The organism is Parabacteroides sp. PF5-6 (assembly GCF_029504695.1).
In the GTDB taxonomy this organism is placed as follows: domain Bacteria; phylum Bacteroidota; class Bacteroidia; order Bacteroidales; family Tannerellaceae; genus QVMG01.
On the sequence record NZ_JAQFIN010000003.1, the window covers coordinates 332378 to 349603 of the forward strand.

Consider the following 17226-nt stretch of genomic DNA (forward strand, 5'->3'; position numbering starts at 1 on the left):
TCGAAATAAGTTAGGGATTAATCTTGCTTACTTCAATGCTTTTGTATCTCATAAGCGCTTCCAGATAATAATAATCCGCGTAATTGATCGAAGCATCGATCTCCGATCCTTTCGGCCAATGCCCTGTGGAATGCAAGAGAAAGGCTGGATTTTGTTCGCGACTCTGGTATTCCTCGGACGACAATTCCTGAAGCATATTTACAGCTGCCTGCCTATAAGCAGCTTTTTTTGCTTCATCGTCTTCCAACTGAGAAAGTTCCAATAGGGCCGATGCGACAATCGCTGCCGCTGAAGCATCTTTGGGTTCGTTGGGGATGCCGGGAGCATCGAAGTCCCAGTAAGGCACATAGTTATTCTCCGGCAGGCGGGACAGATAGAGATCGCTTACTTTCTCCGCGAAGCGTAGGAATCGTTTGTCTTGTGTTTCACGATAAACCATGGTGTATCCATAAATAGCCCATGCCTGCCCGCGTGCCCATAGGGTACTGTCGGCATAGCCCTGGTGGGTGACTCCTTTCAGGAAATTGCCTGTTATCGTATCGTAGACTGCGACGTGATAGTTGCCCCCGTCTTCTCGGAAATGGTATTTCATGGTTACTTCCGCATGCCGGGTCGCGATATCATAGAGTTCTTTACGACCACCGTTCTTTGCTGCCCAATACAACATCTCCAGATTGATCATATTATCCATAATGGTATTATGGGGCCAGTTATTGGGTTCGACCTCGCGCGGCCAGGAGAGGATCGTTCCGATCTTCGGATTAAACAGGGTAGCCAGTGTATCGGCGGCATTGAGGATAATCTGTTTATATTCTTCTTTTCCCGTCAGACGATACCCGTTACCGTAGCTGCAGAAAAGCTGAAAGCCCAAGTCATGATCGTAAGCCGGCAGATGGGTCAAAGGCTCCAGCATATCGGTATAATAGGTTGCCACATCAGCATCATGGGTATTCCGGGTATTCTCATAGTTGTACCATAAAATACCCGGCCAAAAGCCGACAGTCCATTCCCCGATAGAAATGGGTCGAAGGTTCCAGTGCTTCTCTCCCTTGAGAATATTGCGTGGGATCATCTGCTTACCGGAAATCTCCGTCAGTGTTCTTTGTATCTGACCGTTGCAATAACTTAACTCTCTGTTCACATCGAACGTTTGTTCTTTTCTTCCTCCGGTACAAACTGTGAGCAATAATAGTATGACCGGTAATAATAATAACTGTTTTACTTTCATATGAATGGATGTTTTATTGTTCTATTCTGAACCAGTCGATATCAACCCAGGAACGATTTGCCTGCGACTCCTTGTTCAGGATGAATAATCCTGTTTTAGCGCCGATCCATTTTCCCTGCCAGGCGGTAAATATCTGTTGGAACGGGATATATTTTTTCCCGTTAGTACTGTAACTGAACGTACATTTTCCTTCGGTTTCGACCCGGACACGCAAGTAAACTTCGGCATCCGGGATAGGCGTTCGGTAGTTGTATTTATCATTTACCTTCAAGTCTTTCGGAACGGTTTGTTCCACAAGTGTCTCCGGATTTTTCTGTTCGGCATCGGAGCAGTTCATATATTCAAGGACATAACCTTCGGCTGTTTTTCGCAGAGCGATATACGCGTAATCCCAACCCATAACGATTAATCCGGTTTTGTCACCTTCGTTCAATAATACAGCCGATAGCTTTGCCGTAGCTGTGAATTCAGGTGCCGGAAACTTCTGCATAAGCAGGTTCGGTATATCCCAGAAGTTGGTATATTCTGCCGGATAGGCCTGTTCGTATAACCGTAAATATCCGTTAGCGGCAGGGAAAGCCCATGCCTGCTGCGGATTGGCATGCCATTGCCATTGTAACCCCAATGCAGGCGTATTAAATTCATCACTTTCGACAGGTGTCTCTATCGGATAGGTCGCTCCTACATCAGGTTTCCGGTAGCTGGTGACAGGTTCGCCGCAGTAATCTTTATCGTGAATGCCCATAACAGGCCAGCCCTCTTTCCAGGTGACAGGTTGCAGGTGAACAACCCTTCCGTATGCCCCTTTGTCCTGGAAATGGAGAAACCAATATTCGCCCGTCTGTGTTTCCACCAGTCCGCCCTGATGTGGGCCATTGATATCGGTAGCGCCTTGTGCCAGTACTGTCTTCACTTCATAAGGCCCGTAGATATGCTTTGACCGCAGGGCAATCTGCCAACCCATAGCCACTCCTCCGGCAGGGGCGAATAAATAATAGTATCCGTCTTTCTTGTAGAACTTTCCTCCCTCTACGGTATGGTTTACTCCATCGTTACCGTCGAAGAGCAATACCTCTTCTCCGGTCACTTTCGTTCCGTCGGCATTCATCTCGCAAACAGTCATAATACTGTTAAGTCCGGCGCGGCTTCCCGCCCAGGCATGGGTGAGGTACACCTTGCCGTCGTCGTCGAACAGCGGACTTGGGTCGATACGTCCCTTACCCGGTAAGACAAGGACCGGTTTGTCCCACGTTCCCCTGATATCTTTCGTTTTAACCACATAGATACCAAAGTCAGGATCTCCCCAGTAGATCATATATTCGCCTTTATGATGCCGGAGACAAGGCGCCCAAACACCTCGTCCGTGTTGTGCCTTGTCGAAGAATGTAGCCGGTTCGACTCCCTCTAAATAGAGGTCCTTCAAGGCGTAGTTTATGATCCTCCAGTTGACCAGGTCTTTCGAGTGCAGGATTGGAAGTCCGGGTACGCAGTTAAAACTGGATGCCGTCATATAGTAGTCGTCACCCACCCGGATCACGTCGGGATCCGAATAGTCGGCATAGAGTATCGGATTACGGTATGTCCCGTTCCCCGCATCCGCCGTCCAAACTTTGGACACATACGTTTGTGCACACAAAGAGAGGCTAACGAATACCCATACAGCAATATACAAACATCTAATCTTCATCTGACCTAATTTAATAGTAAACCCAAATCAATTTCTTCCCTTTCGGACTAACTTTATACCTGTTAACTTTATATACCTCTAAATACGAAGCGGATCAGGTATTCACCTAATCCGCTTTGCTTTTTTATATTTACAGGAGAGCAGCCCTGTTTCTATTTTACAGTAACTCATCTTGAGATTTGTTTGTATGCTGTCGCCTCATATTTCACCTTTCCCTTGCCGGGGAATTCAATCTCGACAGGCTGCTCGCAATGCAGATAATAGGAACCGTTTTTATATTCCAATACCACATTGGCCGGTGAAGCGGTTTCCAGCTTACAGCCTTTAGCTTGTATCAGGGTTCCGTTACCCATAAAGAGCGTAAAGTCTTTACCGTCTTCACGTACAAGTCCATAGGTAGCCTGTACGGTTATTCCCCGGTGGTGAATGTTTTCATCTTCGATTGAAGAAAAGATGTAATCCACTTTACCGTCCCGGCTTTTTACTGTAAGCCCAACAAAATCGTCTGATGCATTGGGTACTTCAAAGGCCTCTATTGATGTAATAGAGCGTCCTTCGCTCTCTGTCGCAGGTTCAAAGACACTAACAAAGGGCCGTTTCCATGCTTCTCCATGCTGACGGGCAGCAATTGTAAGATACGGTTCCTTGTTCACCTCATAGGGGAATTCGTCGTTCGACCGGAATGCTTTACAAGGAGGTGCTTTGATGGAGAATACTTCCCGCCCGGTATATCCTTTCATCCAGAGGTGCATGTACACATGGTTGCTGTCAGGCATTGCCATTTTCCAGGTTGCCTGATAATCGGTTGCTGTCTTTGCCGATCGTTTGTCCCACATGTAATCAAGGGCAAAGAGATGCCCTCCGGCAAAGGCCATTTCATCGTTGGGTTGCAGATCGAGGGCTTTTCCGTTCCTGTCCTGAATAAATAGTTCCTGTCCGAGGTTATGATAGAAATAATCATGGAACTTCTCCCCGCCCCGTTGTTTCTTCGAACGGAAGATATCGACATAATACCCTGTAGTCTCGCCGGTACGAACGATACTCATCAGACGGTTCTGATCGCTCCGGCTTTCGGGTTCAAGGAAGTAGGCTTCCGAATAGGTAATTCCGGGATAATAGCCTTCGCTTTGTCCAGACCGGGGATAAGATCCTAATAGGTCGAACGGGTGGTTACTCAGCATTTCAGGATATTTGGAGATCCCGTCGACCATTACCGTATTATGTGCCGGAAACTGTGAGTAGTATTCCAGATAGGGCTTTTCAAAATAAGAAGAACCGATGCCCGACTCAGCTCCGAGAATATATCCTTTGCCGTAAAGTTCCATAGCAAGCCCGTTGGAGTGTGCGTGGTTACCGTAAGAAGCAAACTGAGATATCATCATCCCATTCCGCGGATCATCAAAGGCATTACGTTGTACGAACCAACTGACATTAGGCGCATAGAACGTTGGTGTGATATACTCTTTCAATTCGCCTGCAGCCACTTCAGGGTCGAGAGTGATAGGTTTACTTGAAAAGAAAGAGGATATTTGCGGAGGCAGCTTATGCTCCTGTCGTGCCTCGTAAGTCAGGTGCGGGGCAAACAGTTTATACATACGTGTAAAGTCGGTTTCCAGCCTCCTATCGTTGTATTTCTGTGCGATATGAATAATATCGCTGATCGCTTCAGTCTGGATCACACTGTAGTAGGTATCGCCAAAAGCTGTAATCTTCCCATTGGGGAAAAGATATTGCGGCAATACGCGAACGGCCTTTTCCATCACCGGTGCATAGGGCAATAGGTTTTGATTAAAAGTATTATCATAGTCGCGTATGAAACTCATCAGCTCTCGTGTAACACCCTGTGCATAGCCCGGACATTCGTTCCACACCCCGTTTGTGTAGTCGTAGCCGTATTTCATAAACTTGGTGAGCGACCATTGCCGTGCGGAAGTCTTGTTGAGTATGTAGTCGATATAATATTCCCGGCCTTTACCGTCGGCATAATGCCGGTTATCTTCCAGAACCATGGCCACTTTCAATATATGCTTACCGCCATGCAGGTTCCAGTTATTGTGAGGGACACCATTTTTGATCGTTATATCGATCCACTTTTTGAAGGTAACGGCATATTTGTCGCTATTACCCGGCTGTTGGCTACTGATATAGGAATAAAGAAAATCATACGTATATGCCAGCTCATCGAGAATACGTTCCTGAATAACCTCAAAGGTCGACAGCCCTGTCAGTGTTTGTGCATGGCCGTTACCGATATCGATAGGCTCGGTGCGGTAGTACATTCCCATCATATAGGTATCGAAGATGTCGAAAGCGAACTTAGCGTATCTCTCCTCCCCTGTCAACCAGTATATAAAGGCGGCATCTTTAGCCAACCGTATAATTTCCTCGTTAACGTTCTCAATGGAGTTGCCTGAGACATTCGCCTGATCTACCCACTCCAATGGATTCCCCTCTTTGGCAGAATTATGGAAATAAATTCCTTTCGTATCATCCATATAAGGGATTATATCTTCTAACTTCGGCCGTTTGATCGAGCTGTACACACCCCGTGTGCTTCCAAACCTGACGGTAGGTACCGGTGCCTCTCCATCCGCATGCGAATAAATACCCCCATTGATATACACCTGTGTCGCTTTGCTCTTCCAATACATCATCAGGCGGGAATAGACCCAGTCGGGTTCAGTCTGTGTTTTCCCTACGTAAGGATCAATTCGTTGCAGTATACCCTGATAGACCTCTTGTGCCCAAGCTTCCTTTTTTATTTGATCCGCCAGTTGCGGTTTGTCATTCTCCGTCGTCATCAAACGGGGATATCCCTGGGGTAAATCCTGTGGCAGAGGGATCTGTTGCGAGAAGGCCAGAAAACAATATGCGATAAGAAGCAGCAATGCGATAATCGTCTTTTTCATGGAATTCAACTTATTTTGTAAAAGTAACATCTTCCACATGCTCCCCGATAAAGAAGCGGCACATATCACTTGTCTTATACCAGGCAGGCTTACCCGGCATCTCATCATAGATCAGTTGTCCGTTAATTCGCAGGTTCTGGAAACGGATATTTTTCACCTTCCGTTCTTCGTTATATCCCGCGATAATGGAAATCTCAGCATTCTCTCCCGTATAGGAAATATCCTTGAACAAGACATCTTCAATGCCCATACCGGGCGCTGTGCAATATTTTTTGTTATAGAATATGCGTAAGTTCACGAGCTGTCCCTGGCGGAAGTTCTCAATCCGTATATTCTCAAAACGTACTTTCCTGATCAGGTTGTTATCGCCCGCGTTAATCGCCAAACAGCCTTGGTAATCGACCTGTTTCTCTTTGTGGTCCAGGATGTCTATATTGATATACTTCAGGTTTTCGATTACTTCAAAATCCTCCGTCTCACTGTGCAGACCGATGAAAATAGGATGCGCCACATCCGCCCAGAGGGTTGAGTTCTGCATCGTGATATTCTTGCATCCCCCCTTGAAACCTTTCCTTGTGGCGTAAACAGTCGTGCAATCATCCGAATTACGGCAGAACACGCCATCATACAACACATTGTTACTGGCAAAGACATTCATGCCATCTCCCCAACCGTAATAACTGATGCTTTTCAGATTACGTATGGTTACACTGTCGCATCCGCCCGTGGCACATTGTGTGGTGTACAGCCCTTCCACATAGATATTCCGTGCATTCGCCAGATGAATCCCCATTTTTACCGTATGGTCGATAATGCCCCGTCCCATAATTCTTACATCGCGTACGTTTTCCACCAGAAGCTGTCCCATCAACACCGCTCCTCCTGCCACATAAACCGTCTTGCCGGAAGGGATCTCCAGCTTATTCTCTTTCAGCTGATGAATACCCGGTCCGAAGTAAATCACATCCTTGTCTTTCGGATCCGGTTTCTCCGTTTCCACCGGATTGGCAAAGAGATGCAGGTTGTGGAAGATATCATTGTTTACCTCCACCGACAGGTTGCGCGGCTGATCGAGGGTAAAGATGATCTTATTCTCTTCTATCCGGGGAGTGATTTGATAAGAGAGCGGACGTACCTTTGCCGTTTCTATTTTTCCCCGGTTATAGGTTACCGACACCTCCACCGTGCCCGACATATCGAAGCTCGCCATCGAAGCCTCTTCTACATGGTGTTTCGTATCCTTTACCTCATCTACCTTAATCAAATAAGGGGAGACTTCCTGCCATTCCCCGCCCGGGATTCTCGCGCGTACGGTAAAGTCATCATTCAACGCGGCTCCTTTCGGCGCGGGATAAGTAACCAGTTGATTTTCCGCATGCCCTTGTAATGCGATGAACAGGGCTATGATACAATAGGGTAAGATCGATAGTGTCTTCATAATACTGTATTCTTCTTATATGATTTATATTTCTTCAAATCCTCAGGGGTCGCAGGAGTCAGATGAATGGTGTATCCGCCTTTCTCTTTCAACGCGAATTGCAGGATCGAGCGGTTGGATACAAGCAGACGGGAGATCTTTACCTTTGTGGGAGTCGCCACCTTTTCATCGTCGGTATAGATATGTGCCACATACTTCCGGTCCTCTTCCAAAAAACTCAGTGACGTAGCGATACGTTGTGCTTCGTTATTGCCGATACTGCCGACAAACCAATCGTCTCCACTCCGGCGGGCAATCGTTACATACTCACCGATACGGTCGTGAATCACTTTCGTATCATCAAACGTGACAGGCACTTTATCGAAGAACTCCAATTCCGGCACCTCTTCTATGCGCGCCGGCGTATCATACCAGTAGAGTGTTTGTAACGGGCTGTAATAGATCACAGGGAAAGCCAGTTGGTGCGCATGCGTATTCTTGATACGCGGATCAAAATAGCAAACCGTATAATCCGCCGCTCCGGCAATCATCCGGGTAAACGGCAGTATCGTATTATGTGTCGCATCCGGAAACTCTTCATTCCCCCGTATTCCTTCCTGCGTCAGAAGATTTGGATACGTGCGACTGTATCCATTCGGACGATACTCATCATGGATATTGACCATCAGATTATTGTCTGCTGCCTTTTTAACCAACTCATGTACCCAGGTCGACCAGCCTTGGGTCTGATACTGCACAAATCCGAACTTTACTCCGGCCAATCCCCATTTTTTATAAACCGGGAATATCTTATCCGCCTGATGTTGCAGCGCATGTTGATTGACATAGACCCAAACGCCTATTCCTTTCGATTTTCCGTAAGCAACCACTTCCGGCATATCCAGGTCAGATACGACCACCTGACTGGCGTCGGATTCGAATTCCATAGACGGCCCGTACCATTTCCAATCAAAGAGGATGTATTGCATATTGTGCTTCGCGCAGAAATCAATACAAGCTTTTGCGTTTTTCGTCGTCAGTGTAGTCTCGCGCATAATTTTGCCGGGTTTAATCCAGCCGGTATCCGCGATTTTATTCGCATCATTCAGATTCAGGATGATATCATTATTCTCCAACAGTCCCCCTAAGCGGTCAGAAGCCATCACCACCCGCCACGGTGTGCCGAACGGCGTTACCATATCCGAAACGGAATAAAGCGATACCTGGACTGTGTTTTCTTTTTCTTCCGAGAGTTTAAACATCGTGCGCGCAAAGTCGATCTGCCGGGCTTCCGTGATACAGGCATACAGATCATCCGACAGTTTCAGTGTCAGCGGCCGCTCACTCATATCCTCCCAATCCTTCAAGGGCTTTTCATAGTAAGGTGCCTGCGCCCATTGTGTCCACCAGGCAGTGGTTCCTTCCGGGAAGGTAAATTCCGTATTTTCTGCCGTCACCTTATGATAGATAGCGACCGGATGCATCGGGAAATAATAACGGAAAGCAATTCCCTCATTATAGGCACGCACTTCGATATTCATCCGGTATGCCGAATCATCCTTACGGGAAAGAAAGACCGTCATCCCATTGTAGTGATCTTTTACGACGGAACGCTCCCCATAGAGTGGATCCCAGGTTTCATTGACCGTGAAAGTCTCTGTTTTGTCAAACGACAATCCGTCGTCCCATTCCTTCGATTGATCCCAGAACTTCGCCAACGCACGTTCCCAGATATGATTATCAAGCTGAATATCCAGTTTCGACTCTAATACGACCGGTTGACAATCATACCGAACCGTATAATACATATCCAACGTACCGTCTGTGTTCTGTTTCTGATAACATTCAAAAACATGTTTCCCGTCCGGAGAAGAGACCGTTGAAAAGGTTTCTTTCAAGGTGGTTTGAGCGGTAGCATGTACACAAACCCAAAAGCTTATCAATAAAAGTTTGATATGTTTGTTCATTGTTTTATCTGTATATAAAAGACCTGTTCTACGGGTCTTGCCGTTTGTATTTTCGGTTCTGTCATACTTCCGTATTGCCAGGCGACGACTGTGACCTTCACCGGATATTTTGTTTTAGGAGGAAGTTCCGTCAAGAAGAGCCTATTCCCCTCGATATAGGCCGGGCCACTCCTGACGTAATATTGCACGGGTAGCTTCCTATTCGAAACCGCTTGCAATTGAATCGATGAAGTGCCGACTTTCACATCCGGTATCTCCGGGAATTTTATTTCCTGTGTCTTCCCTTCATTCAGTGTCATCGGCATTCGCCAGGAAATAGTTCTCACCGCATGTCCGTAAAACATATCCGATTCGGCAAATGCAAACAATTCCACACCGGTGGCACGTTTATGTTGTGTACCCGGGCGGTAATGACTGAACCGGAAAGTCGAGTCGTTGATGATACTGACCGGTCCTGCGATACGCTTGATCCTTACCGGTTCGATGGTATGTGCGTCGGATAGACGGGTATAGGTCGAATCGGTGAAAACCACTTTCGCCTGTACCTCCATAGTATATCCGTCGGTAGTGAATTGCAGTGGCTCATTTGGCTTCAGTATATGCCCGTCCTGCATCAGTGTCAGGTATTGTTTCTTCTTGTTCCTTTCACGGGTGTAGATACTTTCTGTCCAACGCGCCATCTCTTCATCGAAGTACCAGTAAGCCGAATCTCTATCGCCCGGGTAGCCCCAGTAAGTATCTGTCCGGGCTGTAGGCAATGCGTTTTTATGCCAACGGTCGGCTAACCAACCCTCTTCACGTTTTAGCTTTTTCAAAGGCATTATCGATTCCCCATCCCATTCACCGGGCATCCGGTATTCCACTGCTTTCTGTATAAAGCGGATCAAATATCTCAGATCATCCTGACTGAAATCGCTATGCCCACGTCCTGCATTACATAACAACGATATCGTACTTCCGGGATATTGGCGCATAAACCTGAACGAGTCTTCTATGCGGAATTCATTCCACTCCAATTCGCCAATGCAGATCAAACCGGGTATACCGTCTATATTCCGATCTCCCCAGTCGGGATTGTAACGATTACAACAGAGATAAGTAGACCGGGGCGAATCGCCATGAAATGAGATCATCGCCAGGGTGCGTTCGGGATTCCAGGCACCAAAGTTCCAGGGTTGTGACGCCTGCGACGAATGACTCAGGTAAACGACCGGCAGATAGCGCAACTCCGCATACCCGGATAGTTCAGCTAATTCGTCGACCGCCTCATTAAAAGACGCTTGTGCCCCGGCTGTGACATCAAAAACTCCCGCCGGATCCATATCGGGTGTTACCCATAGCTCCGCAAAGTCCAATCGCGCCATCGCTTCCCGAAACAACGGATCTTCCAGTATGCCTTCTTCTATCAGGTTGTGGCCGCATACAATTAAGCCTTTCAACTGATTACAGCCGGGTGGTATCCATAGGAACGCCCGCCTCGGATTGTCTTCGTTTTCACCCGGCACACTATCAATATCGGTTTCCCATTGATACACCCGGTTTTTCATAAGTTCTACCGGATCTATCGTTTGTTTTTCGCGGGCATGCCCAACCCATGTGCTCACAGACAACAGGAGGCAAGCCCAAAAACCCAATGGTAAATGTTTCATCTGATATTTTTGTCTACTCATTTCTAAAGCCGATGATATCCCCGGCTTATAAAGATACGAATCAATACCCGGATTCACCCAATAGACTACTCGATATATTCCCTGAGTGTTCAATTTTCCCGGCGTGGCAAAGTTTTGCCTCCGCCATGGCAAAGCTTTGCCACCGCCTTGGCAAAGTTTTGCCACCGCCTTGGCAAAGTTCTGTCATTCCAATGATATAGATAAAAAAGCAGCTTACCAACCCGGATTCTGTTTTAAGTTCGGGTTTAATTTGATCTGATCGGTTGGGATCGGTTGCAGATAGTTCTTTTGGGAGAAGAGGCGGTTATTGGCCTGTTCGATAATCACCGCACCGGCTTTGACCGGAGTCAATCCCTCATAGGTATAAGCGATATCCGAAGTGGTGATCTTCCCTACATAGGCTTCCGGATTATAGACGGGTTTATCGTCAACCGGGCTGATCAGAGATTGCAGGAAAGTCGGTTGTCCGTTATAGGAAACATACGTTCCGCAACGCGGCTGACCGGCGAGTTCCGCTTCGGCAATGCCCCAACGGCAGAGGTCGCTCAAGCGATGGCCTTCGCCATAGAGTTCGGTTGCCCGTTCGCGACGGATCTCACCCAGGAAGGTCAGCTTCCCTCCCAACGCTTGTGCTTTCGCAATCAGTGCCGCATTCAACGGAGCTACCCCACCACGGGCACGCACTTTGTTGATGGAATAATCCAGGTCGCTATCCGAGATCTGCCCTTCACCCAATTCACAGGTGGCTTCGGCATAGATCAACAAGACTTCCGCAAAGCGGATCTGCATATAGTCGGCCGACTCCATTCCGGCAGCGGTCACATAAGTACCTTCGCTACGGAACTTGCGTCCGCCCATACCGCCGCCACCGTTACGCAGATCGGGAACAGCCTGGTAGGTTCCGGCAGCAAGCGTATAGATATCGACACCATAACGCGCACCGGTGCCATACATTCCCCAGCCCCAGGCGTAATCCATCGTTTTGGTTACCATGGCGGTCATCCGGTAATCGCGGTTTTCCAGTTCGGCGTTCATCTCGTTAAAACCTTTGAACAGCGGAGAAAGGTGAATAGGCAGACCATCGCTGCAAAGATACATATCGGCCAGCTTGCGGGTCATACCTGCCGGCCAGGAGTGCGTCAGGTTCATATTGCCCCGGCGGTTGGTGGCATCGAACACACTGCGGTATACGGCTTCTTTGTTGGATGATTTGCTCATGCCTGCCGGGTTCGAATCGCTTCCTTCGAGGTTGAACAGATAATAATAGCTGTTGTACGCATACATCTCGGGGTTAACCACCGCGCCTCCGCTGACATCTTCTACACCCATCCAGAGTTCGAATTCGCCCGAATCGATCACTTCTTTCGACAAGTTCTTTGCCAGGGTCAGGAACTCATTCGGCGAAGGGTATCCCGCCGGTTTGTTCGTTCCCGCACCGCTGGCAGATCCGTCACCGTCGGTCTTCGTGCCCACATACTTATCCCATGTGCCGGCAAAAAGGCAAACACGCGCCTTAAAGGCCTTAGCTGCTTCCACGGTTACATGACCATCGTTATTCGTCTTAGCCACAGTAGTGCCCGCCAGTTTAGCGATGGCCACATCCAGGTCGTCTACAATCTGTTTGATGACTTCATAGCGTGAAGCGCGTGGTCCCCAAACGATATCCGACTCAGCCGTCGTCACTTCATTGGCAATGGGAACGCCACCAAAACGTTTAAGCAACATAAAATGATGCCATGCCCGGAAGAAATAAGCCTGACCGACGGGACCGGCAATCTTATCCGGTTCATTATACTCGGCAGCTTTGGCGATTACCTCGTTTACGGGACGCAGCCATTGGTACATCTGTTGCCAATAGACATCGGTTGTCGGAGCCGAATTGGTTCCGCTCAGGAGTTCACTGCCCGCACCTACCAGGTCGGAGCCATAGTCAAAGATCAACGCGTACGTATTGTTCGCACCGGCCAGGCCACCATTCGCCTGCCATCCATAGACATTGGCATGCAGGTTGTTTGCTGCCTGTACGAAGTGTTCCGGGTCTTTGAAATAAATAGTCTCTGTCTGCGAATCCAGTGGTTCCAGATCCAGGAAACTGTCGCAACCGCTCAGTAATGCAGCTCCCAGACAAAGAGAAATATATAGTTTACTCGTTTTCATATATTTAATCTTTAATGAAGGTTTATACTATTAGAATGTCAAATCGATACCGAAAGAAAGCGTACGGGAATACACATCTACGTTTCCTTGTCCGGTCGCCGCTTTGTGTTCGGGGTCGAAACCGTCTTTCACGTTCGAGATTTCAAAGAGGTTATCCGCCGATACATAGAGGCGAAGGTTCTCAACAAAAGCTTTGCGGGTCATCGCCTTCGGCAATGTATAGCCTACGACGATATTCTTGGCGCGTGCATACCAAATCTTGCTCACGTTGATATCGTTATACCATTTGTAGTTCCAGTTGTTACGGGCACCGTTACGCGACATGATCGGGTAGCGGGCATTCGTATGTTCTTCCGTCCAGGTATTTCCCCAGAAGGTAGCATTCTGGTTGGTCCAACCGCTGAACCAGGGCGAAGACATCTGTGCTTCACGAACGAGGTATTGTTGTCCGACTCCCTGAATAAACATAGAGAAATCAAAGCCTTTATAACTTGCACCCAGATTGAGTCCGAAAGTGTAGTGCGGATTCGCATCACCATAATAATAAAGGTCTTCTGTCGTGATCGCTCCGTCGCCATTCAAATCGACTTTCTTCACGCTACCCGGTGTCAACTGGTTAGCAGTTCCGGCTACAGGAGCTAATGTGCCCGAACCGTTAACGGTCTGGTAGTAAGCGTCTACTTCAGCCTGGTTTTGCATATAACCGCTGGTCTTATAAACATAGAGTGCGTTCAGCGGTTTGCCTTCGATAAAGGATCCGGTGGCATTAGGGCTAATCACCTTGTTGTTCAATCCGACGCCGATAGCTACCGCTCCTGCGTATTCCGTCACCTCGGTGCGGGCATCCGCCAAAGAGAATCCGACACGATAATTGAAGTCGTCGCCAATCTTATCGTTCCAGTTCAACTGCAACTCCCAACCGTTGGCGCGGAAGTTACCATTATTGGTCTTGGGCGCGTTGGCACCTAATGTCTGCGGATAAGTCATAGAGATCAACATGCCTTTATTCTCACGGATAAAGTATTCGAAAGAACCGTTCAACCGGTTTTGCAGGAAGCCAAAGTCCAATCCGATATTCGTTGTCGCCACCCGTTCCCAGGTTCTGTTGGTCGACGTCATCGCGCTGATCCATGAGGTATTGGTTTTCGTTCCGTTATATCCGAATACGGTCGTTCCTGTGCTGATACTGGAGATGTAGTCGTAATTTCCGATACCTGTCTGCGAACCGGTTTCACCATAAGAAGCACGCAACTTCAGGTTGTCGAAGATATTCCATGCCTTTACAAAATCTAATTCCGAGAAACGGATACCACCCGATACGCCGGCGAAGTTAGCCCAGCGGTTGTTCTTGTCGAAACGGGAAGAACCGTCACGACGGAAAAGACCTTCCAAGAGATAAGTGCCTTTGTAATCGTAGTTCAAACGACCCAGGTAAGAAACCATACCTACTTCGTTGCTTCCCCCTGTCGCTTCTGCTGTTGTGGCATTCCCCAGGTTGATATCATCCAGTTCGTCGACTGTCATTCCTTTACGGAACTGATACATTTTCTTATATGTATTCTTCTCGGCAGTGATACCTCCCATAAAACCGATGTTATGTCCGAAGAACTCACGGTTGTAGTTTACGAAACCACCATACGTCTGGAACAATACATCTTCGTAGGTATTCTTCACCCAGCGGTCGTTGTCGCCGGTCTGCGAGTTCACGTATCCCGTACCCAGGCTATAGTCCGGGTTACCGCTTTCCGTTTTGGTCTCACCCGACCAGTCGTACATCGTTACGCGTCTCTGGCGCTCGACCAGCATGTGTTTACGCATGCGGACATTGGCATTGGCAGAAACAGATAAACCCTTGGTCAGCATACCCAGGTCGACGGTAATCTTACCACCCATACGCAAGATTTCTTCCGTATCGTTCCGGCGTCCACCTTCTTTCAGCTTGGCCACCAGGTTATTGTTACCGAACGTATCGTAGAACTGTCCGTAAGGATTGTACAAAGGAAATACGTAGAAGTCCTGAATCCCATGACCTACACCCTGTTGTGGTGTGCTTACATTCCGTTTGTCGTAAGAGATGTTGAATTCTGTTTTTACATATTTACCGATATTATAGTCGACATTCGTACGGAAGTTATACTTCTTCTGTCCATCATAGACGATATCAACCAGTGAACGGTCGTTGGCATAACCCAAAGAAGTCAATACCTTCACGTTTTCGCTACCACTGTTGATCGAAACATTGTGTGATTGTCCCCAGGTATTACCGTAAACGGCATCGAACTGGTCGCTATACGGATCCAATTTACGCCATTTTCCACCGACAACTCCTTCGAAGCCATCGCCTGCGGCCAAGGTACGCCATGCATCTTCGGGCCACATCCACCAGGAGAAGTTACCGTTGTCGGCTTTCGCGTCGTTCTCTGTGGCATGCACTAACATCTGCGCCCAGGTCACCCCATCGGCAACCGGGAAACGCTTGCCAATCACATTCGCATGCACGCTGCCCGAATAAGTCACACTGGTTTTACCCGCTTTACCGCGTTTGGTAGTCACCAGGATAACCCCTGCACCGGCTTTTGTACCGTAAATCGCCGCGGCGGCATCTTTCAATACGGAGATGCTTTCCACATCGTTCGGGTTGATCTGCGAAAGCTCCCATTTATACGCTTCAACGCCGTCGATCAAGATCATCGGGTCGGTTTCGTTCACCGAGATACCCCCACGCAAGGTGATATTGATGCCTTCATTACCCGGACGGGAAGAGGTACGCGTAATGGTCAGACCGGGAATCTCTCCCTGAAGAGCAGCCGCCACACTGGTCGTTGCTTTTCCTCTTAACACATCCTCTCCTCTTACCTGCGCAACGGCACCGGTAAGTGTGGCTTTCTTCTGGGTACCGAACCCTACAACCACCACTTCTTCGAGCATTTCCGAGTCTTCCGACAATACAATATTAAAGGTGCGGGTCGAGCCCAATGCCACCTCCTGTGTTTTATATCCGATATAAGACACAACCAAAGTGCCCCGCTGCGGAGCGTCAAAAGCAAACTGACCGTCGACATCGGTGATCGAGCCGGTTGTTGTTCCTTTGACCTGTACATTCGCACCAATAACAGGCTCTCCGGTCTGGTCTTTCACCACACCTGATACCCTACTCGACTGTGCAAAAGCCACGGATACGGAAAATAGGCAAATGGCGATCAACACCATACGTGAAAAGATGCTGCGCTCCTTGCCTAATGCGGGATGCGCCGCTGCATTCACTTGTTTTACTTTTAGTTTTTTCTTCAATCTCATACTTTGTGGTTGTTTTATGATTAATAAATGATCAAATAATTTCTTTCATATACGTACGGACCTCTTTCCTCCCGAGAAAAAGATGATTCTCTACCGTGCGGCGACTCAGATTCAGTTGCTCGGCAATCTCTGGCACCGACTGTTCGGCATAGCGGTTTAAGGTATAAACCGTCCGCCGTTGTGCCGGGAATGTCTGTACCTTCAGGTGTTCCAGTTCGGCGATATTATCGGCCTGGATCTTTTCTTCCGTTTCGTGGCTGACGGTCGGAAGCGTGTCGTAGAGGAAACTGTCGATCTCCTGCCGTTTGTAGTAGCGGCGGATATAATCAGTCACGATATTACGCGCGATCGTATAAATAAAATACTTCACCGTCTGCGGACGCAGCATGGGTTTGTAATCGAGCAGGCGCACGAAAACATCCTGTGCCAGGTCTTCCGCATCGTATTTATGGTTGATGCGGTAGGCGATGTACTGTTGAATACGGGCATAATATTCATGATATGCCCACGCAATTAGGTTGTCCGTTTGACTTGTTGTGTTTCTCATAACGCACGTGTTTTCCATGTTTTTCAGGAGACTATCCGAATGCAAATATATAAGCCGGAAAACACAAGACAAGACAAAAGTGTCGGCAATACATCTCACTGCATTATTCAAGACATATTCAACATTTAAAACATTATATATCAATCAATAACAAGCCATAATCAAAGAGTCGCTAATAATTATTTGAGACTAAAAAAAGCCCTCATAAAGGGGGAGGCGGAAACAGTCACTAGGCTATCTCTTCTTTTTGGGGGGAGTATTTGTTTGTTGATAACCGTCAACACATTTGTTGACAATTGTCAACAGATCTGTTGATAATTATCAACAAATCTGTTGATAGTTATCAA

General features: G+C 47.8%; 9 protein-coding genes. All 9 read right to left on the minus strand.

Annotation, left to right across the window (positions count from 1 at the left end):
• Positions 1-10 precede the first annotated feature (10 nt).
• The 9 genes from M2133_RS05565 to M2133_RS05605 all read right to left on the minus strand — a co-directional run bounded on the left by M2133_RS05565 (position 11) and on the right by M2133_RS05605 (position 16879).
• Positions 11-1228 carry a glycoside hydrolase family 88 protein gene (locus M2133_RS05565; protein ID WP_277465010.1) on the minus strand — a complete coding sequence of 406 codons (1218 nt, stop codon included), beginning with the start codon at positions 1226-1228 and terminating at the stop codon, positions 11-13.
• Between the two features lie 13 nt (positions 1229-1241).
• On the minus strand, positions 1242-2915 hold the full coding sequence (locus M2133_RS05570) for a glycoside hydrolase 43 family protein (RefSeq protein ID WP_277465011.1): 1674 nt from the start codon (positions 2913-2915) through the stop codon (positions 1242-1244).
• 167 nt (positions 2916-3082) lie between these two features.
• Positions 3083-5824: a hypothetical protein gene (locus M2133_RS05575; protein ID WP_277465012.1), complete on the minus strand. Its 2742-nt coding sequence runs from the start codon at positions 5822-5824 to the stop codon at positions 3083-3085.
• A 10-nt stretch (positions 5825-5834) separates the two neighbouring features.
• Positions 5835-7262: a glycosyl hydrolase family 28 protein gene (locus tag M2133_RS05580; protein ID WP_277465013.1), complete on the minus strand. Its 1428-nt coding sequence runs from the start codon at positions 7260-7262 to the stop codon at positions 5835-5837.
• The gene (locus M2133_RS05585; RefSeq protein WP_277465014.1) at positions 7259-9208 is read right to left on the minus strand and encodes a glycoside hydrolase family 97 protein; all 1950 of its coding nucleotides are present in this window, start codon (positions 9206-9208) and stop codon (positions 7259-7261) included. The genes M2133_RS05580 and M2133_RS05585 overlap by 4 nt, the downstream gene beginning before the upstream one ends.
• Positions 9205-10857 carry a hypothetical protein gene (locus M2133_RS05590; protein WP_277465015.1) on the minus strand — a complete coding sequence of 551 codons (1653 nt, stop codon included), beginning with the start codon at positions 10855-10857 and terminating at the stop codon, positions 9205-9207. The genes M2133_RS05585 and M2133_RS05590 overlap by 4 nt, the downstream gene beginning before the upstream one ends.
• A gap of 234 nt (positions 10858-11091) precedes the next feature.
• Positions 11092-13035, minus strand: coding sequence for a RagB/SusD family nutrient uptake outer membrane protein (locus tag M2133_RS05595; protein WP_277465016.1), 1944 nt, complete (start codon positions 13033-13035; stop codon positions 11092-11094).
• Positions 13036-13065: 30 nt separating this feature from the next.
• A complete protein-coding gene (locus tag M2133_RS05600) occupies positions 13066-16332 on the minus strand; it encodes a TonB-dependent receptor (protein WP_277465017.1) in 3267 nt (1088 codons plus the stop codon).
• A gap of 31 nt (positions 16333-16363) precedes the next feature.
• Positions 16364-16879: a sigma-70 family RNA polymerase sigma factor gene (locus M2133_RS05605; RefSeq protein WP_277465018.1), complete on the minus strand. Its 516-nt coding sequence runs from the start codon at positions 16877-16879 to the stop codon at positions 16364-16366.
• Between the last annotated feature and the right edge of the window lie 347 nt (positions 16880-17226).